22 protein-coding genes are annotated in these 22202 nt (G+C 72.8%); 7 read left to right on the top strand and 15 right to left on the bottom strand.

Features of this window, described 5'->3' with window-relative positions; translation table 11 throughout:
- Positions 1–124 precede the first annotated feature (124 nt).
- Together ACZ470_RS38925 and ACZ470_RS38930 are read right to left on the bottom strand one after the other, a co-directional pair.
- On the bottom strand, positions 125–718 hold the full coding sequence (locus tag ACZ470_RS38925; protein WP_468434697.1) for a DNA-3-methyladenine glycosylase I: 594 nt from the start codon (positions 716–718) through the stop codon (positions 125–127).
- The gene (locus tag ACZ470_RS38930; protein ID WP_468434724.1) at positions 715–1071 is read right to left on the bottom strand and encodes a DivIVA domain-containing protein; all 357 of its coding nucleotides are present in this window, start codon (positions 1069–1071) and stop codon (positions 715–717) included. Before ACZ470_RS38930 ends, ACZ470_RS38925 begins: the two co-directional genes overlap by 4 nt.
- A gap of 141 nt (positions 1072–1212) precedes the next feature.
- Between ACZ470_RS38930 and folP the strand changes: the two genes are divergently transcribed.
- Positions 1213–2073, top strand: a complete 861-nt coding sequence (gene folP, locus ACZ470_RS38935) for a dihydropteroate synthase (RefSeq protein ID WP_468434698.1) — start codon at positions 1213–1215, stop codon at positions 2071–2073.
- Between the two features lie 230 nt (positions 2074–2303).
- Here folP and ACZ470_RS38940 read toward each other — a convergent pair whose 3' ends face one another.
- Together ACZ470_RS38940 and dapE are read right to left on the bottom strand one after the other, a co-directional pair.
- A complete protein-coding gene (locus tag ACZ470_RS38940; protein ID WP_468434699.1) occupies positions 2304–3062 on the bottom strand; it encodes an LOG family protein in 759 nt (252 codons plus the stop codon).
- A gap of 109 nt (positions 3063–3171) precedes the next feature.
- Entirely contained in the window at positions 3172–4251 is a 1080-nt protein-coding gene (dapE, locus tag ACZ470_RS38945; RefSeq protein ID WP_468434700.1) for a succinyl-diaminopimelate desuccinylase, read from the bottom strand.
- An 83-nt stretch (positions 4252–4334) separates the two neighbouring features.
- Here dapE and ACZ470_RS38950 point away from each other — a divergent pair, with 83 nt between their 5' ends.
- Positions 4335–5303 (top strand): VldE C-terminal domain-containing protein, encoded by a 969-nt coding sequence (locus ACZ470_RS38950; protein ID WP_468434701.1) that lies wholly within the window; start codon positions 4335–4337, stop codon positions 5301–5303.
- A gap of 157 nt (positions 5304–5460) precedes the next feature.
- Positions 5461–5760: an ATP-binding protein gene (locus tag ACZ470_RS38955; protein ID WP_468434702.1), complete on the top strand. Its 300-nt coding sequence runs from the start codon at positions 5461–5463 to the stop codon at positions 5758–5760.
- 307 nt (positions 5761–6067) lie between these two features.
- On the opposite strand, the gene ACZ470_RS38960 is transcribed toward ACZ470_RS38955, so the two are convergent.
- Positions 6068–7162, bottom strand: a complete 1095-nt coding sequence (locus ACZ470_RS38960; protein ID WP_468434725.1) for a bifunctional succinyldiaminopimelate transaminase/glutamate-prephenate aminotransferase — start codon at positions 7160–7162, stop codon at positions 6068–6070.
- A gap of 118 nt (positions 7163–7280) precedes the next feature.
- Positions 7281–7598, bottom strand: coding sequence for a ferredoxin (gene fdxA, locus ACZ470_RS38965; protein WP_004926152.1), 318 nt, complete (start codon positions 7596–7598; stop codon positions 7281–7283).
- Between the two features lie 140 nt (positions 7599–7738).
- On the opposite strand from fdxA, the gene ACZ470_RS38970 reads away from it, so the two are divergent.
- Both ACZ470_RS38970 and ACZ470_RS38975 read left to right on the top strand, forming a co-directional pair.
- Positions 7739–8761: a GNAT family N-acetyltransferase gene (locus ACZ470_RS38970; protein WP_468434703.1), complete on the top strand. Its 1023-nt coding sequence runs from the start codon at positions 7739–7741 to the stop codon at positions 8759–8761.
- 17 nt (positions 8762–8778) lie between these two features.
- The gene (locus ACZ470_RS38975) at positions 8779–9630 is read left to right on the top strand and encodes a transglutaminase family protein (protein ID WP_468434704.1); all 852 of its coding nucleotides are present in this window, start codon (positions 8779–8781) and stop codon (positions 9628–9630) included.
- 50 nt (positions 9631–9680) lie between these two features.
- On the opposite strand, the gene ACZ470_RS38980 is transcribed toward ACZ470_RS38975, so the two are convergent.
- The 5 genes from ACZ470_RS38980 to ACZ470_RS39000 all read right to left on the bottom strand — a co-directional run bounded on the left by ACZ470_RS38980 (position 9681) and on the right by ACZ470_RS39000 (position 15425).
- Positions 9681–11843, bottom strand: a complete 2163-nt coding sequence (locus tag ACZ470_RS38980) for a hypothetical protein (RefSeq protein ID WP_468434705.1) — start codon at positions 11841–11843, stop codon at positions 9681–9683.
- A gap of 195 nt (positions 11844–12038) precedes the next feature.
- Positions 12039–12452: a DUF6113 family protein gene (locus ACZ470_RS38985; protein WP_468434706.1), complete on the bottom strand. Its 414-nt coding sequence runs from the start codon at positions 12450–12452 to the stop codon at positions 12039–12041.
- Positions 12449–13306 carry an N-acetyl-1-D-myo-inositol-2-amino-2-deoxy-alpha-D-glucopyranoside deacetylase gene (gene mshB / locus ACZ470_RS38990; protein ID WP_468434707.1) on the bottom strand — a complete coding sequence of 286 codons (858 nt, stop codon included), beginning with the start codon at positions 13304–13306 and terminating at the stop codon, positions 12449–12451. The genes ACZ470_RS38985 and mshB overlap by 4 nt, the downstream gene beginning before the upstream one ends.
- Positions 13307–13368: 62 nt before the next feature.
- A complete protein-coding gene (locus ACZ470_RS38995) occupies positions 13369–14595 on the bottom strand; it encodes an NADH:flavin oxidoreductase/NADH oxidase family protein (RefSeq protein ID WP_468434708.1) in 1227 nt (408 codons plus the stop codon).
- Positions 14595–15425: an SDR family NAD(P)-dependent oxidoreductase gene (locus ACZ470_RS39000; RefSeq protein ID WP_468434709.1), complete on the bottom strand. Its 831-nt coding sequence runs from the start codon at positions 15423–15425 to the stop codon at positions 14595–14597. The genes ACZ470_RS38995 and ACZ470_RS39000 overlap by 1 nt, the downstream gene beginning before the upstream one ends.
- A 107-nt stretch (positions 15426–15532) precedes the next feature.
- Between ACZ470_RS39000 and ACZ470_RS39005 the strand changes: the two genes are divergently transcribed.
- Complete coding sequence (locus ACZ470_RS39005; protein ID WP_468434710.1) at positions 15533–15964, top strand: MarR family winged helix-turn-helix transcriptional regulator; 432 nt, start codon at positions 15533–15535, stop codon at positions 15962–15964.
- 69 nt (positions 15965–16033) lie between these two features.
- Here the strand turns inward: ACZ470_RS39005 and ACZ470_RS39010 are convergent, their stop codons facing one another.
- Positions 16034–17464, bottom strand: coding sequence for an amidase (locus ACZ470_RS39010; protein WP_468434711.1), 1431 nt, complete (start codon positions 17462–17464; stop codon positions 16034–16036).
- Between the two features lie 95 nt (positions 17465–17559).
- Positions 17560–17754, bottom strand: a complete 195-nt coding sequence (locus ACZ470_RS39015) for a hypothetical protein (protein WP_037938797.1) — start codon at positions 17752–17754, stop codon at positions 17560–17562.
- A gap of 187 nt (positions 17755–17941) precedes the next feature.
- On the opposite strand from ACZ470_RS39015, the gene ACZ470_RS39020 reads away from it, so the two are divergent.
- Positions 17942–20080, top strand: coding sequence for a S9 family peptidase (locus ACZ470_RS39020; RefSeq protein ID WP_468434712.1), 2139 nt, complete (start codon positions 17942–17944; stop codon positions 20078–20080).
- Positions 20081–20180: 100 nt separating this feature from the next.
- Here the strand turns inward: ACZ470_RS39020 and ACZ470_RS39025 are convergent, their stop codons facing one another.
- The gene (locus ACZ470_RS39025; protein ID WP_468434713.1) at positions 20181–21230 is read right to left on the bottom strand and encodes an ABC transporter ATP-binding protein; all 1050 of its coding nucleotides are present in this window, start codon (positions 21228–21230) and stop codon (positions 20181–20183) included.
- Positions 21223–22197, bottom strand: coding sequence for an ABC transporter ATP-binding protein (locus tag ACZ470_RS39030; RefSeq protein WP_468434714.1), 975 nt, complete (start codon positions 22195–22197; stop codon positions 21223–21225). Before ACZ470_RS39030 ends, ACZ470_RS39025 begins: the two co-directional genes overlap by 8 nt.
- Positions 22198–22202: the final 5 nt, after the last annotated feature.

Below are 22202 nucleotides of genomic sequence, written 5' to 3' on the forward strand. Positions count from 1 at the left end.
GGGGGGGGGGGGGGGGGGGGGGGGGGGGGGGGGGGGGGGGGGGGGGGGGAGGGGGAGGGGGGGGGGGGGGGGGGGGGGGGGGGGTGGTCGGGGGGCCCCCCCCCCCCCCCCCCCCCCGCGCCCCTCAGAGCAGGCTTCTCGTCACGCACGTCTCCAGGTGGTCGTTCACCAATCCGCAGGCCTGCATCAGGGCGTAGGCCGTGGTCGGGCCGACGAAGCGCAGGCCCTTCTTCTTGAGGGCCTTGGACAGGGCCGTCGACTCCGGGGTCACCGCGGGGACGTCGGCCAGGGTCTTGGGCGCAGGGCGGCCGGCCGGGTCGGGGGCGTGGGACCAGATCAGGGCGTCCAGGTCGCCGGGCGCCCACTCGGACAGCACACGCGCGTTGGCGAGCGTCGCGTCGATCTTGGCGCGATTGCGGATGATGTCGGCGTCGGCCAGCAGGCGTTCGCGGTCGGTGTCGGTGAACTCCGCGACCTTGGCGATCTTGAAGTCGGCGAAGGCGGCCCGGAAGCCGGGGCGGCGCCGCAGGATGGTGATCCAGGACAGCCCGGACTGGAACGCCTCCAGGCTGAGGCGCTCGAAGAGGGCGTCGTCGCCGTGGACCGGGCGGCCCCACTCCTCGTCGTGGTACCTCACGTAGTCCGCGGTGGACAGCGCCCAGGGGCAGCGCGGGGCGCCGTCCGGGCCGACGACGGCGGCTGCCGCTTTCTCGCTCACTGCTGCTCGTCCTCCCGGTGCGTGGCCGGCTTGTCCATGGAGAGGTGGGCCGCGGCGGCGCGGGCGCCGGCCAGCGCGGACTCCAGATCGGCGATCCGGGCGTCCCGCTCGGCGAGCTCCGCCCCGAGGCGGCCGAGGGCGTCGTCCACGTCGGCCATCCGGTAGCCGCGGGCGGCGAGCGGGAAACGCAGGCCGTCCACGTCCGCGCGGTTGACCGGGCGGTCCGGTGGCAGGGAGTCCCACAGGCGCTCGGGGGAGGCCTCGGGCAGCGGCGCGTTGTCACCGCCGCTCACCACGGCGAGGGTCACCGCGGCGACCACGACCGCGAGCGCGACGACCAGGAACAGGAACATAACCATCGCCGGGGCCCCCACGGTCGGATGAGTCGGAGTCGGATGTGTGGCTCCGATCGTGCCATGCGAGTCTGACAGCCGGGGCCGCCGGGCGGTGTCGCGGGCGGCCGAGACGGGACGTACGAGGAGAGGTCACAGGGGATGCTCAGGCTGGGCAGGCGGGAATTCGCAGCGCACGACCGGGTGATCATGGCGATCGTGAACCGGACTCCTGACTCCTTCTACGACCGGGGCGCGACGTTCCTCGACGAGCCCGCGCTCATGCGGGTGGAGCAGGCGGTGGCGGACGGCGCCGCGATCATCGACATCGGCGGGGTGAAGGCCGGGCCCGGCGAGGAGGTCACGGCCGAGGAGGAGGCGCGGCGGACGGTCGGCTTCGTCGCGGAGGTCCGGCGGCGCTTCCCGGACGTCGTGATCAGCGTGGACACCTGGCGGCACGATGTCGGCGAGGCGGTGTGCGAGGCGGGCGCGGATCTGCTGAACGACGCGTGGGGCGGGGTCGACCCGCGGCTCGCGGAGGTCGCCGCGCGGTACGGCGTCGGGCTGGTCTGCACCCACGCGGGCGGTGCGGAGCCGCGGACGCGGCCGCACCGGGTGACGTACGACGACGTCATGGCCGACATCCTCGACGTGACCGTGGGGCTTGCTGAGCGGGCGGTCTCGCTGGGGGTGCCGAGGGAGTCGGTGCTGATCGATCCGGGGCACGACTTCGGGAAGAACACGCGGCACAGTCTGGAGGCGACGCGGCGGTTGGGGGAGATGGTGGCCACGGGGTGGCCGGTGCTCGTTTCGTTGTCCAACAAGGATTTCGTCGGCGAGACGCTCGACCGGCCGGTGAAGGAGCGGGTGGTGGGGACCTTGGCGACGACGGCGGTGTCCGCGTGGCTGGGGGCTCAGGTGTATCGGGTGCACGAGGTTGCCGAGACTCGGCAGGTGTTGGACATGGTGTCCGCCATCGCGGGGGAGCGGGAGCCTGCTGTTGCTCGGAGGGGGCTGGCGTAGGGGGTGTTCGCCCCCGCCGCCCCTTCCCGTCCCGTCCCCGGGGGCTCCGCCCCCGGACCCCCGGGCCTTTGCCCACCCACCACCCGACTCGGTGGGTGGGAAGGCGGGCCCGACTTGGTGGGTGGGTGGGCGGGCCCGACTCGGTGGGTGGGCCCGCGTTGGTCGGTGGGCCCGAATTGGTCGGTGGGCCCGAATTGGTGGGTTGGAAGAGGGGTCTCAAAAGGAAGCGCCTAGCGGCCCGCTTCCTTTGAGACCAGGGCGACTGCCTCGTCCACGTCGTCCGTGACGTGGAACAGGAGCAGGTCCTTCTCCGCCGCCTTGCCCCCGGCGATGACCGTGTGGCGGAGCCAGTCGACCAGGCCGCCCCAGTAGTCCGTGCCGAACAGGACGATGGGGAAGCGGGTGACCTTCTGGGTCTGGACGAGGGTCAGGGCCTCGAAGAGCTCGTCCAGGGTGCCGAGGCCGCCGGGCAGCACCACGAAGCCCTGGGCGTACTTGACGAACATCATCTTGCGGACGAAGAAGTACCGGAAGTTCAGGCCGATGTCGACATAGGGATTCAGCCCCTGCTCGAAGGGCAGCTCGATCCCCAGGCCGACCGAGATGCCCTTCGCCTCGCAGGCGCCCTTGTTGGCCGCCTCCATGGCACCCGGACCACCGCCGGTGATCACCGCGAAGCCCGCGTCGACCAGGCCCCGGCCCAGCCGGACACCGGCCTCGTACTCCACCGAGTCCACCGGTGTGCGTGCCGAGCCGAAGACGCTGATGGCGGGCGGGAGTTCGGCGAGCGTGCCGAAACCCTCGATGAACTCCGACTGGATGCGCAGCACCCGCCAGGGGTCCGTGTGGACCCAGTCCGTGGGCGCGCGCTCGTCCAGCAGCCGCTGGTCGGTGGTGCTCGCCTGGACCTGGCCCCGCCGGCGGAGGACCGGCCCCAGGCGCTTCTCCTCCGGCGGCTGCTGCTTCCCCTCGGGGTTGCCGGTAGCCATGTGCGCTCCCTCCGTCGTGCCAGTCGTTCCACCTCAGCGTAGATCTACGCGGGTTACGTCCGAGGGACCTCAGCATGTCCGGCACGCAGCGGCGCAAACCCCGTTCGCGTCATGCCGTCAGCCAGGACCGCAGCCGCTCCTCCCCCGCGAGGATCTTCGCGGTGTCCACGCGCTCGTCCCGCTTGTGCGCCAAGTGGGGGTTTCCGGGACCGTAGTTGACCGCCGGGATGCCCAGTGACGAGAAGCGGGAGACGTCCGTCCAGCCGTACTTGGGCTGCGGGGTGCCGCCCACCGCCTCGATGAACGCCGCCGCGGCCGGGTGGGACAGGCCGGGCAGCGCCCCGCCGCTGTGGTCGTCCACGACGAAGTCCGTCACCCCGCAGTCCGCGAAGACCTCGCGGACGTGGGCCAGGGCCTCCTCCTCGCTGCGGTCGGGGGCGTAGCGGAAGTTCACGGTGACCACGCACTCGTCCGGGATGACGTTGCCGGCCACTCCCCCGGAGATGCCGACCGCGTTCATGCCCTCGCGGTACTCCAGTCCGTCGATCACCGGGTAGCGGGGCTCGTACGCGGCCAGGCGGGCGAGGATCGGGGCGGCGGCGTGGATGGCGTTGGAGCCCATCCAACTGCGCGCGGAGTGGGCACGCTCCCCCGACGTCTTCAGCAGCACTCGCAGCGTGCCCTGGCAGCCGCCCTCGACCTGTCCGTCGGAGGGCTCCAGCAGCACCGCGAAGTCGCCCTCCAGCCACTCGGGGTGCGCCTCGGCGACGTGCTTGAGTCCGTTGAGGTCGGCCGCGACCTCCTCGTTGTCGTAGAAGACGAAGGTCAGGTCGCGATTGGGAGCGGGGACCGTGGCCGCGATGCGCAGCTGGACGGCCACGCCCGCCTTCATGTCGCAGGTGCCGCAGCCCCACAGCGTGCCGTCGCCGTCGAGCCGGGAGGGGACGTTGTCCGCGATGGGCACCGTGTCGATGTGACCGGCGAGAATCACCCGCTCCGGGCGGCCCAGCCGCGTCCGGGCCACGACGTTGTTGCCGTACCGGTCGACCGTGAGGTGCGGCAGGGCGCGCAGCGCGGTCTCGATCGCGTCCGCGAGCGGCTTCTCGGTGCCGCTCTCGGAGGGGAAGTCGACGAGCTGCGCGGTGAGGCGCGCGGCGTCCAGCGTGAGGTCAAGCGGGGTGTCGGCCATGCCGACGACCCTAACCCGACGTGCGGCGAGTCACTGTCCGCACCCGGCTCACAAGGAACCGTACTCTCCAGTACCTTGTACGCGTGCCAGAGCCGTCCCTCCCCTCCAAGCGCAAGCGTCACGGCCGTCTCCTCCGTTGCGGAGCGGCCTGCGTGGTGCTGTCCGCGGTCGCCGGTTACCTCGTGGTGCAGTACGTCACCGGGGGCGCGGGCGGACCGGGCTGCAAGGTCGTCTCCGCGACGGGCGACGGAGCGACGTACGAGTTCTCGCCCGAGCAGGCGGTGAACGCGGCGACGATCACCGCGGTGGGCACCGCGCGCGAGCTGCCCGAGCGGGCCGTGACGATCGCGTTGGCGACCGCGTTGCAGGAGTCGTCGCTGCGCAACATCGACCACGGCGACCGTGACTCGCTGGGCCTGTTCCAGCAGCGTCCCTCGCAGGGCTGGGGCACGCCGAAGGAGATCATGGACCCGACGTACGCGGCGGGGAAGTTCTACGAGCACCTGGTGGAGGTGCCGGGCTACACCCGCCTGCCGCTCACCGTCGCCGCGCAGCGGGTGCAGCGCAGCGGCTTCCCGCAGGCGTACGCCAAGCACGAGCCGGACGCCGCGCTGCTGGCCGCCGCCCTCACGGGGCGCTCGGCGGCGACGCTGACCTGCGCGGGCCGTCCGGCGGCGACCCGGGCGGCGGGGGCGGACGCGGTGCGTGCCGCGCTGGCCCGGGACTTCGGGCGGGACGCGCTGGAGCCGGCCGGTGCGGAGGTGGGGGCGGCGCCCTCGCCCTCGGTGGCGGCCGATGACTCGGACGCGCGGACGGTGCGGGTGCCCGTCACCGGCGGTGAGGGGGCCGACGCCGGGGCACGCGGGTGGCAGCTGGCCCACTGGGCCGTCGCCAACGCCTCCGAGCTGCACATAAAGCGGGTGTCGTACGCGGGGCGGGAGTGGACCGCCGGGAACACGGACAGCCAGTGGCGGCCGATGGTGGACGGCAAGAACTCCGAGGGGTCGGACGACGGGGCGGGTGGGGTCGTGACCATCACGACCAAGCCGTAGTCGGTGATCGCGCAGGAGTACGGAGGGTCACCCGCAGGCGTCATGTACGGCCGATAATGCGACGCATTGCCAACTCTTTGCGTTGCTCCGCCGCAACCTTCCCGGCGGTCGAGCGGTAGTCACTGCGTCACCGTTCTCTCTCCGTCGAAGGAGCACCATGTCCCTCCCCCTGACCCGTCGGATCGCCCGTGCCGCGCTGATCGTCGCTGCGGGAGCGGCCGCCGGGGTCGGTGCGGCCGGTTCCGCCAGTGCGGCGCCGGAGCTGCCGGCCACCCCCAACCTCGGCGGGCTGACCGCTCTGGACGGGGCGGCGGGTAACACCGTGGACGGCGTGGCGCAGGATGTCGCGCCGGCGGCCGGGTCCACCGTGAAGAAGGCCGCGCCTGTGGTGAAGGAGCTGCCGACCGACTCCCTCGGCAAGGGGGGTTCGCCCGTCAAGGGGCTGCCGGTCGGCTGAGGTCTCGGCCTGCTGTCGTACGACTACGGGGTCTGGGGGTTCCCAGGCCCCGTTCTCGTGCCGCGGGCCCGGGGCCGGGGTGCTGTGAGCGTTCGCCGAGCGGTGGCCCGGCGTTCGTGGCTGTGCCCACCCTCCCCCATTGCCCGAAAGGCATGGGAGGTACCCCCATCGCCCTGCGGAACGACTGCCCACAGCCGGGTGGGCCGGGGCGGGCGGGCCGTGCCCACAGCCAGGTTGGGCCGGGGCGGGCTGGGCCAGGCGGGCACGCCCGGGGCGGGGGCGCCTGGCACAGCCGCAGCGGGCCTGGTCAGGCCAGTCGGGTTACTGCTGTTTGGACTCGTTCGTCTGTGGCCGTGAGGGCTACTCGGATGAAGTTCTTGCCCGCGGGGCCGTAGAAGTCGCCGGGGGCGACCAGGATGCCCCGTGCGGCGAGGTGGGCGACCGTGTCCCAGCAGGACTCGTCCCTCGTGGCCCACAGATAGAGGCTGGCCTCGCTGTGCTCGATGCGGAAGCCGTGGCCGAGCAGGGCCTCGCGCAGGGCGGTGCGGCGGGCCGCGTAGCGCTCCCGCTGGACGCGGACGTGCTCGTCGTCGCCCAGGGCCGCCACCACCGCCGCCTGGGTCGGCGCGGAGGTCATCATCCCGCCGTGCTTGCGGATCTGGAGCAGGGGGCCGAGGACCGCCGGGTCACCGGCCAGGAACGCGGCGCGGTAGCCGGCGAGGTTGGACCGCTTGGAGAGGGAGTGGACGGAGACGATGCCGTCGTACGACCCGCCGTTGACGTCGGGGTGCAGCACCGAGACCGGGTCGGCCTCCCAGCCCAGCTCGATGTAGCACTCGTCGGAGAGGACGAGGACGCCGTGCTCGCGGGCCCAGGCCACGATCCGGGTCAGCTCCTCCTTGGACAGCACCCGGCCCGTCGGGTTGGACGGGGAGTTCAGCCAGAGCAGCTTCAGGTTCGCAGGGTCCAGCTCGGTGGGGTCGTCGTACGCCACGTGCTCCGCGCGGGCGAGCCGGGCGCCGACCTCGTACGTCGGGTAGGCCAGGCGCGGGAAGGCCACCGTGTCGCCGGGGCCGAGTCCGAGCTGGGTGGGGAGCCAGGCGACCAGTTCCTTGGAGCCGACGATCGGCAGGACGTGGTGGTGGGTGACCTCGCGGGCGCCCAGTCGGCGCTCCACCCAGCCCGTGATCGCGTCACGCAGTTCCGGGGTGCCCCAGACCGTGGGATAGCCCGGCGAGTCCGCCGCGGCGATCAGCGCCTTCTGGATCGCCTCGGGCACCGGGTCGACGGGCGTGCCGACCGAGAGGTCGACGATGCCGTCGGGGTGCGCGGCGGCCGTCTTCTTGTACGGCTCCAGCTTGTCCCAGGGAAAGGTGGGCAACCGGTCGGAGACTGCGGACACGGGCACGGGCTCACTTTCTGGTACGTCGAACACCTCGGCCCCGTACGGCGACCGGGACGATCGGGCCGTACGGGACCAGGGCGGCACGTCGGTACGGGTGCCGCTGCTCGCGGGACGGCTACGCCTGCGGCGGCAGCGCGGCGATGAACGGGTGGTCCCGCTCGATCAGACCGAGCTTGCTGGCGCCGCCGGGCGAGCCGAGCTCGTCGAAGAACTCGACGTTCGCCTTGTAGTAGTCCTTCCACTCCTCCGGAGTGTCGTCCTCGTAGAAGATCGCCTCGACCGGGCAGACCGGCTCACAGGCACCACAGTCGACGCATTCGTCCGGGTGGATGTACAAGGACCGCTGGCCCTCGTAGATGCAGTCGACCGGGCACTCCTCGATGCACGCCTTGTCCTTCACGTCGACACAAGGCTGCGCGATGACGTAGGTCACGCTGTCGTTCCTCCTCGATAGGGCGCTGGCGGGCCTCCTCAGGCTCCGCCGCCTGGCGCGCGGGAGCGCGGCGTCGTCGATGCCCGCCCCTAGTATCTCCGTTCTTGGGCATGATCCGAACAGGAGGGGTGAACTGACCTGTGGAAATCTCTGCCGCCGGGCGCCTCGAGGTCCGTATCACCACTGCTGACGTGGGAAAACGGGTCTCCGTACGGAGCTTGATCGAACATGGTCCCTCGGGTGAGAAGTTCACCGACACGGTCGGCGTTCTCACATCATGGGACAACGGTGTGCTGCGGATCACAAGGAAGAGCGGGGAAAGTGTCCGCATCGCGGAGTCCGCGCTGGTCGCGGGCAAGGTGGTCCCGTCCGCTCCGGCGCGTCGGCGCGGTCCCGCGGCCTCGTACGAGGAGCTGGCGCGGGTGTCGGCGCGGGCCTGGCGGCCCGTGGAGAGCGAGCGGCTGGGCGACTGGGAGCTCCGGGCCGCTCAGGGGTTCACACGGCGGGCCAACTCGGTGCTGCCGCTCGGTGACCCGGGCATGCCGCTCGACGCCGCGCTGACGGCCGTACGCGACTGGTACGCGGCGCGCGGGCTGCCCGCCTACGTCCAGACCGCGACCGGCGCCGAGGACGCCCAGGAGCTGCTGGGCGCGGAGCTGGAACGGCGGGGCTGGGTGCGGGAGGTGACCGCCGAGCTGTGGGTGGGCCCGCTGGCGCCGGTCGCCGACCTCGGCGGGGAGCCGTCCGGGGTCGTGCTGTCGCGGGAGGCCGACGAGGCGTGGCTGGCCCGGTACCGGCGCAAGGGGGTGGGCGAGGTGGCGCTGCGGGTGCTGGGGAGCGGGCCCTCGGTGTGGTTCGCCACCGTGCCGGGCGAGGACGCGCCGGCCGCCATCGGGCGGTGCGTCGTGGACGGCCGGTGGGCCGGCTTCGCGGCGGTCGAGGTGGACCCGGCGCAGCGGCGGCGGGGGCTGGCGACCGCCGTGATGGCCGCGCTGGCCCGGCGGGCGCTGGACGAGGGCGCCTCGGCGGCCTGGCTCCAGGTCGAGGACGACAACGCGGGAGCGCGGGCGCTGTACGACCGCATGGGCTTCGCGCCGCACCACGCGTACCACCACTACCGCGCCCCGGAATCGTCGGCTCCGGCGGGTGACGGATCACCGTGAGCGGGCACGAACCGGATATGCGTTTCCCTCACCCGCCATCGCCCGGGCGCTCCGCCGAACTGCGCCGGCGGTTCGCCGAGGAGGCCCGCTGCGAGCTGCCCGACCTGTCCACGCTGTGCCTGCTGCTGGGCGCGGAGGCGGACGGCACGCTGGACGAGGCGGGCATGGACGAGGCGCAGGTGGAACTGGACCGGCTGGCCGGTGAGCTGCCCTACCGCCCCGGCTCGCCCCGCGCCTGGGCCCTGGCGCTGCGGGAGCTGCTCGGCGAGCGGTACGGCTTCCACGGCACCCCGGGTGACTACCGGCGGCTGGAGTCCTCGCTGCTGCACGAGGTGCTGCGGCGGCGGCGCGGGCTGCCGATCCTGCTGTCGGTGGTGTGGCTGGAGGTGGCCCGGCGGGCCGGGGCGCCGGTGTACGGCGTCGCCCTGCCCGGGCACTTCGTCGTCGGGTTCGGGGAGGCGGAGGGGCAGGTGCTGGCCGACCCCTTCGACGGGGGCCGGGTGCTGACCGGTGCCGACGCGGAGCTGCTGGTCGCGGGGGCGACGGGGGCGCCGCTGGACGCGTCGATGCTGACGCCCGCCTCCACGCTGGACGTGGTCCTGCGCATCCTGAACAACATCCGGGCGTGGTCGGCGGCGCGCCCCGAGCAGTCCGCCGTGGGGCTGTGGGCGGTGGACCTGTCCCTGCTCCTGCCCTCGCACCCGGCCAGGCTGCGCTACGAGCGGGCGCAGCTGCTGGTGCAGCGCGGCGACTTCCGGGACGGCGCGCGGGAGCTGGAGGCGTACGCGGAGGTGGTGGCGGCGGTGGACGAGCCGGCGGCGGAACAGGTGCGGGGGCAGGCCCGGGCGGCCAGGGCGCTGCTCAACTGAGGGACACGGGCGCCCGGTGCGTCACCGGGCGCCCGCTCACGGGTGTCGCGTCAGCTGGGGTTCGTCGGGATGACGGCGACGCGGTCGGTCTCGCTGGTCAGCGCCAGGCGGAGGGCGACGTAGACGTCCTGCGGGGTGACGGGCGTCTTCTTGCCGTTGCCCCGGGTGATGAGCACCCCGTCGAAGGTCTGGCCGTACAGCTCCTCCAGGGCCTTCAGATCGGGCTTCTCCACCAGCTTGCCGTTGACGGCCTGCACCCTGAGGAACTTCCAGAGCGACTTCTCGGGACTCATCGGGATCGAGTGCGCCGCGTCGGTCTGCACCGTCACGATGTCCGACATCGCCGGCTCGGCGAACTCCTTCATCATCCGGTCGACCTCGGCCTTGGTGACCTTCGGCTGCTGGGCGGTCGTCGGTACGTTCACCGAGGCGGCGGCGCCCGTCTCGATCTGGGTGCGATACGCGGCCGTCACCACGTCGGTCGCCTTGGCGACGTCGATGCCCTGGCCGGCCTTGGGGTACACGGGGACGGCCTTGCCGGACTCGAACTTGATCGAGCCCTCGGTGACCGATCCGGCGCCGCCGGCGGCGTCCTCCAGGGCGGCGTGCAGCTTCTCCTCGTCGACCGGCATGACCGGCTCGACGACACGGTGGTTGCCGATGAGGGAGCCGATCACGTTGACCGGGTTGTAGTCGCTCGTGGCGGCCTCGCCGACGGTGGCGTCGGTGTCGATCTGGAGGCCCGCGTTGTCGGGCTGGAGCTCGACGGTCTTGCCGTCCACGGACAGCTTCAGCGGCTTGTTCAGCCGCTCGTCGAGTGCCGCGTCGAGCTTCTTCACGGCCTCGTCGCGGGTGCCGCCGCCGATGTCGACGCCGAGCACGGTGGTGCCCTTGGGCACGTCGGAGCTGTTCATCAGCAGGCCGGCACCGTAGGCGACCCCGGCGAGGAAGACCACGCAGCCGCAGAGCAGGACGAGCTTGTTGCGGCCCTTCTTCTTCGCCGGCTTCGAGGAGCTCGCCGGGGGCGGGGAGACCGGCTCGGGCAGCTTGGGGGGCGTGTGCGGCGTGCGCGGGGGCGGGCCGTCGGTGGCGCCGCCCGCGCCGAAGGCGGCGCCCGGCGGGACGACGGGGATGCCGCTGGTGACGGTGTGCCCGGAGACGTTGTCGTGGCGGGGCCCGTAGCCGGGGGTGCCGGGCTGGGCGGGCCGCTGCGGGGTGAGGATCGCGGTGTCGTCGCTCAGACCGCCGCCGGGGGTGCCGTGGGCCGCCTCGGCACCGGGGCGGGCGGGAGCGCCCGGGCCGCCGGGGCCGTTGCCCGCGGGGGGAGCGACCGGGCTCGAACCGGTCGCCGGTCCGGTGGTCGGACCGGCGGGGCCCTGCGGGCCGCGCCGGCCGGGCTGGGGTGCCTGTCCCGGGCGGCCGTCGCGGTCGCCGCGCGCCTCGTCGGCGAAGAACGGCAGGTCGTCGCGGCGCGGCTCACCACCGTGCCCGGCGCCCGGACGGGTGCCGGGGCCGCCGACCGGTCCGCCGGCCAGCGCCTCGGTCACGTCGAAGGAGCCGGTGCCGCCGCCGTGCCCGGGGGCCACGGGCCCGCCGGTCGCACCGGTCGCGCCGGTGGGTCCGGAATTCTTCGTGCCGCCGGGGCGGGGTCCGCCCGGCGCGCTCATGGAGCCGACCACACCACCGGGACGCCCGGCGCCCTGCCGTGCGCCGCCGGGCGCGGAAGGGGCAGGGGTCTGGGCCGGGCCGCCCGCGGCGGGGCCCGAACCGCCGGGCGCGCCCGCCCCGTTGGGCTGGCCGCCGCCCGTACCGCCCTTGCCCGGGGCCGACTTGCGCGGCGCGAACCAGTCACTGGCCGGCTTCTCCTCGGCCGGCTCCCGGTCGGGCCGGCCGGGAGGCTCCACCGGGTCGGCCGCCGGGGCCGGGGACGGCTCCGCCGCCTCGGCGTCGGCGGTGCCCTTGCTGTCCGCGTCCGTGACGGGCTTGCGCACGACGACCGGCGGAATGGGCCGCGATCCGGGGATGTTGATCCGGATCCGCGTCGTCAGCGTGGTCTCGGTCTTGCGTTCCTCCGGCCGCGCGGCCGCCGAACGGCCCGCGTCCGTACCCTCGTCCGGAATCGCCGGAATCCCGTAGGGCGGGGTGCCCGACGGGTAGGCGGCTCCGCCGCGCCCGTTGGGCCCGGAGGACGGAGTGTCAGTTTCACGACTCAAGGCAGGTTCTCCCGGTTGGCTCCGCCGCCCGTCACGACCTCACGGTGGGGGTCCCCCCTGCTCGGGCGAAGCCGAGGGTTTCGAGGGAGGCTCGGCGGCGCGCACCACCTTACTGGCCATGTCCGGCCCGTATCCCAGTACCGCTGGGGAAACCCACACCGGACCCGCACGCCCATGACGCGGCGAAGTGGTACGTCACTTGCCAAGTCGGGCGCGGTCGCCGTCCGGTTGCCGCCCGGGGGCAAGCGTGGCGCAGATCACAGCCACGGCCATGCCTCCGAGCAGGAAGAGGTAGGAGCCGCCGCCCGCGGCGAACATGAAATCGCCTTCCGGACGGCTGGCGGTGAGCAGGATGACCATGAGCATCCAGCCGCCGGCCGCCCACGCGCCCCCGGCCCGGCTGCGCAGGGCGCGGGTGGCGCCCAGCACCAGCCCGGCCTCACCGGCGAGGGCGAGCAGCAGCCCGCCGGGGAACCAGGCGGGCTGCACCAGCGCCCCGGCCACGCCGGTCACGGCGCCGAGCAGGAACAGCCCCAGGCAGGCGACGACCCGTCCGGCGGAGGGCGGCCGCAGCGGCTGGGCGAGCGCGGAGGGCGACCGGTCGCTCATCCCGCCTCCCCGGTCCCGGCGAACAGGTCGCTCTCCCGCGCCTCGGGACGCTCACCGCGCACCAACTCGTAGTACTCGGTGGTGAAGAAGGGCTGGGCGAGCTCGTTGGAGAGCACGAAGTACGGTTCGGCCACGGTGATCTGGGTGGCGTGGGCGCGCATCGCGGCGGCCTTGGCGGCGGTGTACGCGGTGCCGTCGACGGCGGTGGTGATCCGCTCGTCGTCGACGACACCCGGTACGTCGTCGAGGGTGGCCGCCTTGTCGAAGGGCAGGTCGGCCAGGTCGGCGTCGAGGCGGGCGAAGGCCTGCTCGGCGACGGAGCGGGGTACGCGGTTCCAGTAGACCTTGGGGACGGTCCAGCCCTCGTCGGCGGCGAGTTCGACGGCGCGCATGGCGACGCGGTGGGCCTGGATGTGGTCGGGGTGGCCGTAGCCGCCGTTGTCGTCGTAGGTGACGAGGACCTGCGGCCGCACCTCGAGGATCACCTCGGCCAGCAGCCCGGCGGCCCGGTCGACGTCGGCCTGCCAGAAGCAGCCGGGGTCGTCGTTGTCGGGCAGCCCCATCATCCCGGAGTCGCAGTACCGCCCGGCGCCGCCGAGCAGCCGGAAGTCCGTGACCCCGAGTGCGCCCATCGCTTCCTTGAGCTCACCGAGCCGGTGCCCGCCGAGAGCGGCCCCGCTCAGGTGGGTGAGCCCGGGCGGGATGACCTCTCCGCGCTCACCGAGCGTGCAGGTGACCAGCGTCACATGGGCGCCCTCGGCGGCGTACCGGGCCATGGTCGCGCCGTTGTTGATCGACTCGTCGTCCGGGTGTGCGTGCACCAGGAGCAGGCGCCGCGCGGGCAGTTCCGTCATGGGGGCCAGCCTATGAGGTCGGGCGGCGGCCGGGCGCTCCGGGGCGAGTCGGTCCTGGCGCCTCAGGCGGGCCCGTTCCCCCGCAGATGGCCGCGCCGCCGGGCGCGGACGAGCCGTTCGACGAGGAGGGCGACGGCCGGGGAGCAGGGCATCCCGGAGGGCGTTACCTTGCCGAGGCGGGCGATCCGGCGCGACGTGGCGGCCTGGACGGCCGCGGCGGCCAGCACCTTGTTCCGGAGCCGGGTGCGGGGCGGGTCGGCCCGGGCATCACGTCCGGCGAGCCACTGCGCGGGCAGCGCGGGGTCGACGGCCAGCGCCGTGGCCATGCCCACCACGGCGACTCCGGAGTCGATCACCTGTTGGGCGACCTCGCGTCTCCGGATTCCTCCGGTCAGCATCAGCGGCAGTGGCGAGGTGGCGAGGAGCCGCTCGGCGAGCGCGAGGAAGTACGCCTCCCGGGCAAGGGTGCGGCCGTCCGCGGGGAAACCGGCCGTGGCCAGGCTCTCGATGCTGCCGCCGGACAGCTCGACCAGGTCCGCCCCGGCGTCGGCGAGCATCTTGATCACGTCACGTGCGTCGTCGGTGTCGAAGCCGCCGCGCTGGAAGTCGGCCGAGTTCAGTTTCACCCCCACGGAGAAGCCCGTGCCGACACGTTCGCGGACCGCGCCCACGACGTCGAGCAGCAGGCGGGCGCGGTTGCGCAGGCTGCCGCCCCAGCGGTCGTCGCGCCGGTTCACCAGAGGGGAGAGGAACTGGGAGAGGAGATAGCCGTGGGCGGCGTGGATCTCGACTCCGTCGAAGCCGGCCTGCCGGGCCCGCTGCGCGGTCACGGCGAAGCGCTCCACCGTCCCGTCGATGTCCTGGGCGGTCATCGGGCGGGGGGTCGGGTACATGCCGGACAGGCCGCCGACGTCGATCGGCACCGCGGAGGGGGCCCAGGTGGTGCGGGCGAGGTCCTTGGGAACGACGCGTCCGGGGTGGTTGATCTGCATCCAGATCCGTCCGCCCGCCGACCGGCCGGCCGCCGCCCAGCGCCGGAACGGCTCCAGCGGGGTGTCGTGTTCCAGGACGACGTCGCCGGGTTGGGCGACCGCCCTGTGGTCGATCATGACGTGTCCGGTGATCAGGAGCCCGGCGCCGCCCGCGGCCCAACGCCGGTAGAGCGTGAGGAGCGCGTCACCGGGCAGTTGTCCCGGCACGGCGAGCAGCTCCTCCATCGCGGCCTTCGCGAGCCTGTTGGGCAGCACGGCGCCGTTGGCCAGGCTCAGCGGCTCGTTCAGCGTGGTCATCACTTCTCCCGTGAGGCGGTGGGGCCGAGGTCGGCGACGTCGTGGAATCCGGCCTTGCGGTTGAGGCCGCCGGTGAGGCGGGTGACCGCGGTGCGGGGCAGCAGGCGCGGCACCCAGGCCGCGGCGCGGTGGGAGGCGCGCCCGGGGAAGGAGAGGGACCGGCCGCGCGCGAAGTGGTCGAGCGTCCTGGCGGCGACGTCGGCGGGGGTGTCCGTGGTCCTCGGGTCCATGGACGCGGTCGTACGGTCGAAGAACCCGGTGTCGGTGGGACCCGGATGGGCGGCCATCACGCGTACGCCGGTGCCTCGGACCTCCTCGGCGAGCGCCTCGGTGAACGAGAGCACGAACGCCTTGGTCGCGGCGTAGCCGGCCTGGTACGGCATGGGCTGGAAGGCGGCGGTGGAGGCGACGTTGATGATGCCGCCGCGGCCGCGTTCGACCATGCGGGCGCCCACGAGGTGAACCAGGCCGATCAGCGCGGTGATGTTGACGTCGACGGACTGGAGGTTGGGTTCGAGGGGGCGGCCGAGGAAGGGTCCCACGGCGCCCATCCCGGCGTTGTTGACCAGGAGGTCCACCTCCAGGCCGAGCCCCTCGACGGCGTCGACCACCGTCTGCGGGGACCGCCGGTCCGAGAGGTCAGCGGGAATCACCTCGACCCGGACGCCATGGGCCGTCCGGATCCGCCCGGCGAGGGCGTGGAGCGCGTCGGCCGAGCGGGCGACCAGGATCAGGTGTGCGCCGCGGGAGGCGAGTTCCCGCGCATAGGCCTCGCCCAGCCCTTTCGACGCGCCGGTGACCAGGGCTGTGGTGTTCGTGTAGTCGTGCATGGGTGAGTGCTTCCTGTTCTGCGGCAGGACACCGCGACCAGAGATACTTCGAGTCTCGAATGAACATACACTTCGAGTCTCGAAGTAAAAAGCCCTAGGATGGGGCCATGACGCGAAGCACCCTTGAGGCAGCGGTGGTGGCGAACCACGAGATCTTCATGCGGACCAGCGACCGGATCGAGACCGTCCTGGCCGACCACGGGCTGACGCACGCGACCGCTCAGGCGCTCTGGGCGATCGACCCGGTCCAGGCGCCGCCGTCGATGAAGGAACTGGCCGGCCGGCTGCACTGCAACGCGCCCAACCTCAGCTTCGTCGTGAATCAGCTCACCGGCCGGGGACTGGTCGAACGCTCCACCGACCCCGCGGACCGCCGTTCACGCGTCGTGGCACTGACGGAGGACGGCCGACGGGTACGGTCCGCGGTCATCGAGGCGACACTGGCCCTGAGCCCGTTCGCCCGTCTGGAGACCGACGAACTGCTCACCCTGGCGCGTCTCCTGGGGAAGGCCCTCGAACCGGCCGCGGATCCGGCGTGACCTCAGGCCGGGTCCGGCCCGGAGGGCCCGCACCGGACGAAGTCCTCGGCCGAGCGCACCGCTCCCCCGTCAGACGTCCTTCAGGCTCCGGAACGGCTGGTCCGACTCCAGGGTGAACGCGAGCTCCAGCAGTGTCCGTTCCGCGCCCGGGCGGGCGGAGAACATGACGCCGATGGGGAGTCCGTCCGGGGTCGTGCTCGCGGCCGGGACCGAGATCGACGGTGTCCCGACGACGTTGTTGACCGGGGTGAACGCCACGTAGGCGAGGATCCGCTCGATCAGCGTGGCGTACGGGACGGTCGGGCTGAGGTGGCCGATCGGTGGCGTGGTGTGGGCGAGCACCGGGGAGAGGATCACGTCGAGCCCGCGGAAGCCCGCCGCGTACGCCTCGCGCGTGCGCTTCAGCCGCCGCACCACGCCCGGCGTCCGCTTCCAGTTCGCCGTGTACCTCTCGCGCAGTCCGCGGCTGAGGCCGTCCATGCGGCGCCGGTCGAAGTCCGCGCCCAGCGTCCGGCCGGTGACGCCGATGAGGAACGACAGCAGGCCCCAGTAGGTGAGGAAGTCGTCGGTGAAGCTCGGGTCGATGGAGAGTTCCACCGGTTCCACGGTGTGGCCGAGCCGTTCCAGGCGCTCGGCGGTCTCCGTCACCGCCGCCCGGGTGTCCGCGTCGGAGCGGACACCGTTCGGGGAGTCCAGCAGGAGCCCGATGCGCAGCCGTCGCTCCGACGGGCCCTCGACGAGGCCGACGGGCGGCAGCTTCGGGTTCCGCCAGTGCCGCTCCGCGGCGGCGAGGAACGCGGCGCTGTCCCGTACCGAGCGGCTCACGATGCCGTCGGTGACGACGTCGATGGGCAGTTGGCGGCCCTGCGCGTTGGCCACCACCCGGCCGCGGGTCGGCTTCAGTCCGACGAGTCCGCAGCAGGCGGCGGGGATCCGGATCGAACCGCCGCCGTCGTTGGCGTGCGCGATCGGTACCGCGCCGGCGGCGACGAGGGCCGCGCTGCCGCCCGAGGAGCCGCCCGCCGAGTGGCCCGTGTGCCACGGGTTGCGGACGGGCTCGCCCGTTTCGTACTCCGTGGTCGGGCTGAAGCCGAACTCGGGCAGCCGGGTCTTGCCGAGGACCGTGACACCGGTGCTCAGGAACTGGCGGGTGAACGGGGCGTGCCGGCGGGCGGCGCGGGGTGCGAACGCGGCGCTTCCGTGGCCCGTGGGCAGCCCCTGGTAGTCGGTGTTGTCCTTGACGAAGGTCGGCACACCGCTCAACGCCCCGTCGCTGCCGTGCGCCGGAAGGTCGAGGTGCACCTGCACCGCGTGGAGCCGGGCGTCGACGGCCCTGACCCTGGCCGCCGCGTCACGGGCGGCCTCGGCGGCTGCGACCTCGCCCCGGCGGATCGCCCGCGCGAGGCCGACCGCGTCGTGGCCGCCGAGGGCGTCGTCCCGGAAGACGTGCACCCTCGTCCGCTCCGTGCTCTGTTCCTCGCTCTGCTCCGAAGTCGTCACCGTCGGCTCCGCCCTCAACGCGTGGATGGTCCCCCGCCATCATTCCTTACCGGCGGGTAACACGCGAGGGTCCGACGCGGACGACTTGGCACCACCTAGAAGTTGATGCTGCCGATCATCCCCGCGATGTTGTTCGTCAGCTCGCTGATCGTGGGCGCCATCGTCGACGAGGCGAGGTAGAAGCCGAGCAGCATGCACACGATGGCGTGCCCCGCCTTCAGTCCCGACTTCTTGATCAGCAGGAAGACGATGATCGCCAGCAGCACCACCGCCGAAATCGAGAGTGCCACGGCGGTTCACCTCCAAAGGTCCCAGGCGCGGGGTAGGGAGACGTAGGAACATGGGGGCAGGTAAAGCCACACAGCAGCCAGCAGGTTCGTTCATACCCACTATGCGCTAACGATCATAACTATCCGTACGTGCGCATCGATCGGCGCACGGCCGCACAAGGGGGCGCATGGCCAATATGGTCAGGGCATGACGACCGAGACCGACTCCTTCCCCCGACGGCACGCCCGTACCCTGCGCTTCACGCTCGGCGCGCCGCGTTCGTTCAGCGTGGCTCCCGATGGCTCGCGTGTCGTGTTCCTCCGCTCCGGTTCCGGTACGGACCGGGCCAATTCGCTGTGGGTCCTCGATACGGACGGAGGCGGGGAGCGCGTGGCGGCCGACCCGCGCGCCCTCCTGGGCGGGGCCGCGGAGAACCTCTCCGCCGAGGAGCGGGCGCGCCGCGAGCGGAGCCGCGAGGGCGGTGCCGGCATCGTCGGCTACGCCACCGACGCGGCCGTCGAGTTGGCGTCTTTCGCCTTGTCAGGGCGGCTCTTCGCGGCCGAGCTGCGGGCCGGGACGGCGCGTGAACTGCCCGTGCCGGGGCCGGTGATCGACCCCCGTCCGTCGCCCGACGGGCGGCACGTCGCCTATGTCGCGCGGGGAGCCCTGCGGGTCGTGGCGGCCGAGGGGGCGGACGATCGCGCGCTCGCGGCTCCGGAGTCGGAGGGCGTCACCTACGGACTGGCCGAGTTCATCGCGGCCGAGGAGATGGGCCGCTCGCGGGGCTTCTGGTGGGCTCCGGAGTCGGACCGGCTGCTGGTGGCGCGCGTGGACGACACGCCGGTGCGGCGCTGGTGGATCTCCGACCCGGCGCATCCGGAACGGGAGCCGCAGCGGGTGCCGTACCCGGCGGCGGGCACCCCGAACGCGGACGTCCGGCTGTTCGTGACCGATCTGGAGGGAGCGCGCACGGAGGTCTCCTGGGACCGGGCGCGCTACCCGTATCTGGCACAAGTGCACTGGTCAGCCGCGGGTGCCCCACTGCTGCTCGTACAGGCGCGGGACCAGCGCAGCCAGCTGATCCTGGCCGTGGACCCGGACTCCGGGGCGACCCGGATGGTGCACGCCGACGAAGATCCAACTTGGCTGGAACTTTTCCCCGGGGTGCCCTGCTGGAGCCCTTCCGGGCAGCTGGTGCGGATCGCGGACGAGGGGGGTGCGCGACGACTCGCCGTCGGTGAACGCCCGCTCACCGGACCGCAGTTGCACATCCGGGCGGTGCTGGACGTCGCGGACGAGGACGTGCTGGTCTCGGCGTCGGCGGGCGAGGAGGCGGCCGACCCGGAGACCGGCGAGGTGCATGTGTACCGGGTGAACGAGCTGGGTGTGGAGCGCCTCTCGCAGGAGCCCGGCGTGCACTCGGCGGTGCGCGCCGGGGACGTGACCGTGCTCGTCTCGGCGACACCGGACCGGCCGGGTTCACAGGTGCGGGTACTGCGTGACGGGAAACCGACGGCGACTGTCCTCTCGTACGCCGAAGACCCCGGTTTGTCCCCCCGCGTGACCCTGACCCAGGGGGGCGCACGCCGCATTCCGTGCGCCGTGCTTATGCCTCGGGACTACGCCGGTGACACCCCCCTGCCCGTGCTCATGGACCCCTACGGCGGTCCGCACGGACAGCGGGTGCTCGCCGCGCACAACCCGCATCTGACCTCGCAGTGGTTCGCCGACCAGGGGTTCGCCGTGATCGTCGCGGACGGACGCGGGACCCCGGGCCGCTCGCCCGCCTGGGAGAAGGCCGTCAAGGACGACATCGCGGCGATCGTCGTACAGGACCAGGTCGACGCGCTCCAGGCGCTCGCCGCCGACTTCCCGCTCGACCTGGACCGGGTCGCCATCCGCGGCTGGTCCTTCGGCGGCTACCTGGCGGCCCTCGCGGCGCTGCGCCGCCCCGACGTCTTCCACGCGGCGGTGGTGGGCGCCCCGGTCACCGACCTGCGCCTGTACGACACCCACTACCAGGAGCGCTACGTGGGCCACCCGGACGAGCGGCCGGAGGTCTACCGCCGCAACTCGGTGATCGACGACGCGGGCCTGGTCGACGCCGCCGAACCGCACCGCCCGATGATGGTCATTCACGGGCTGGCGGACGACAACGTGGTGGTGGCCCACTCACTGCGCCTGTCCTCGGCGCTGCTGGCGGCCGGCCGCCCGCACGAGGTGCTCCCCCTGTCCGGCGTCACCCATATGACCCCGCAGGAGGAGGTGGCCGAGAATCTGCTCCGCCTCCAACTCGGCTTTCTCAAGCGCTCGTTGGGGATCGCAAACGGGGACGAACCGCGTTAACACGCAGGCAACTTCACGGAAGCGGTACCGATATACGGACACGGCACGCTGATCAGCGTACGGCCGTGCGGGTGCCGTAAACGGGCCGGGGTGCGCCATGTCATCCCGGCCCGTTGCCCTGCCTCTCCAGCGGGACCACCTGCTTCTCGGCCGCGAAGTGGCAGGCCGAGTCGTGCGCCGCCGGCCCCCCTGCCGCGCCGAACCAGGCGGGCACCGCGAGGGCGGGCACCTCCAGCGCGCAGCGCTCCCGCGCCTTCCAGCAGCGGGTGCGGAAGCGGCAGCCGGAGGGGATGTTCGTCGGGGACGGCACGTCGCCGCTGAGGATGATCCGCTCCCGGTGTTCCCGGGCCTCCGGGTCCGGCACGGGGACGGCGGAGAGCAGGGCCTGCGTGTAGGGGTGCGTGGGGTGTTCGTAGATCTCGGTGTCCGTGCCGGTCTCCACGATCCGCCCCAGGTACATCACCCCCACCCGGTCCGAGATGTGACGGACGATCGACAGGTCGTGCGCGATGAACACGTACGCCAGACCGAACTCGCTCTGGAGCCGGTCCATCAGGTTGACGACCTGGGCCTGCACCGAGACGTCCAGCGCGGAGACCGGTTCGTCGGCGACGATCACCTCGGGCCGCAGCGCCAGCCCCCGCGCGATGCCGATGCGCTGGCGCTGGCCGCCGGAGAACTGGTGCGGATAGCGGTTGACGTACTCCGGGTTGAGGCCGACGACGTCCAGCAGGTCCTGGACCATGCGCCGCCGGTCGCCCTTCGGGGCCACCTCGGGGTGGATCTCGTACGGCTCCCCGACGATGTCGCCGACCGTCATTCGGGGGTTGAGGGAGGTGTACGGGTCCTGGAACACCATCTGGATGTTGCGGCGCACTGCCTTGAGCGCACGGCCCGACAGACCGGTGATGTCCTCGCCCTTGTAGCGGATCGAACCGGCCGTCGGACGCTCCAGGTTGACCAGCATCCTGGCGACCGTCGACTTGCCGCAGCCGGACTCGCCGACGATGCCCAGCGTCTCGCCCCGGCCCAGCGCGAAGTCCACGCCGTCGACCGCCCGCACCGCGCCGACCTGCTTGCGGAAGACGACACCCCGTGTCAGCGGGTAGTGCTTGACCAGGCCACTGACCTCCAGGATCGGCTCAGCCATCCAGGCACTCCCTCCAGAAGTGGCAGGCACTCCCCCGCGTCTCCGAGACCTCGTACAGCGGGGGTTCGTCGGTGCGGCAGACGTCACGGGCCAGCGGGCAGCGCGGGTGGAAGGCGCAGCCCCGGGGGACGTCCAGGAGGCTGGGCGGCAGGCCCTTGATGGCGTAGAGCTCCCGCCCCTTGAGGTCCAGGCGCGGGATGGAGTCCAGCAGGCCGCGCGTGTACGGGTGGGCCGGGGCCTTGTAGATGTCGTGCACCGGGGCGGACTCGACGATCCGGCCCGCGTACATCACGGCGATGCGGTCGGCGACGTCGGCGACCACGCCCAGGTCGTGGGTGATGAGGACCAGGCCCATGTGGTACTCCCGCTGGAGTTCCGCGAGCAGTTCCATGACCTGGGCCTGCACGGTGACGTCGAGGGCGGTGGTCGGCTCGTCGGCGATGATCAGGGCGGGTTCCAGGGCCAGCGCCATCGCGATCATGATGCGCTGGCGCATGCCGCCGGAGAACTGGTGCGGGTACTGGCGGACCCGCTCCCGTGCGGCCGGGATGCGCACCCGGTCCATCAGCTCGACGGCCCTGGCCCGCGCGTCCTTCCTCGACATGCCCCGGTGCACGGTGAACATCTCGCCGAGCTGGTCGCCGACGGTGAGCACGGGGTTGAGCGAGGACAGCGCGTCCTGGAAGATCATCGCCATCTCGGCGCCCCGGACCCGCCGGCGTTCGTCCTCCTTCAGCTTCAGCAGGTCCCGCCCCTGGAACACCACCTCACCGCCGGTGATCCGGCCGGGTGGAGTGTCGAGGATGCCCATCACCGCCTGCGCGGTCACCGACTTCCCGGAGCCGGACTCGCCGAGCACGGCCAGGGTCTCGCCCGCGTCCACGCCGTAGCCGACCCCGTTGACCGCCTTGGCGACCCCCTCGCGGGTGCGGAACTCCACGTGCAGGTCGCGCACTTCGAGCAGCACGGTCG

It is taken from the genome of Streptomyces sp. NPDC031111 (genome assembly GCF_055570675.1).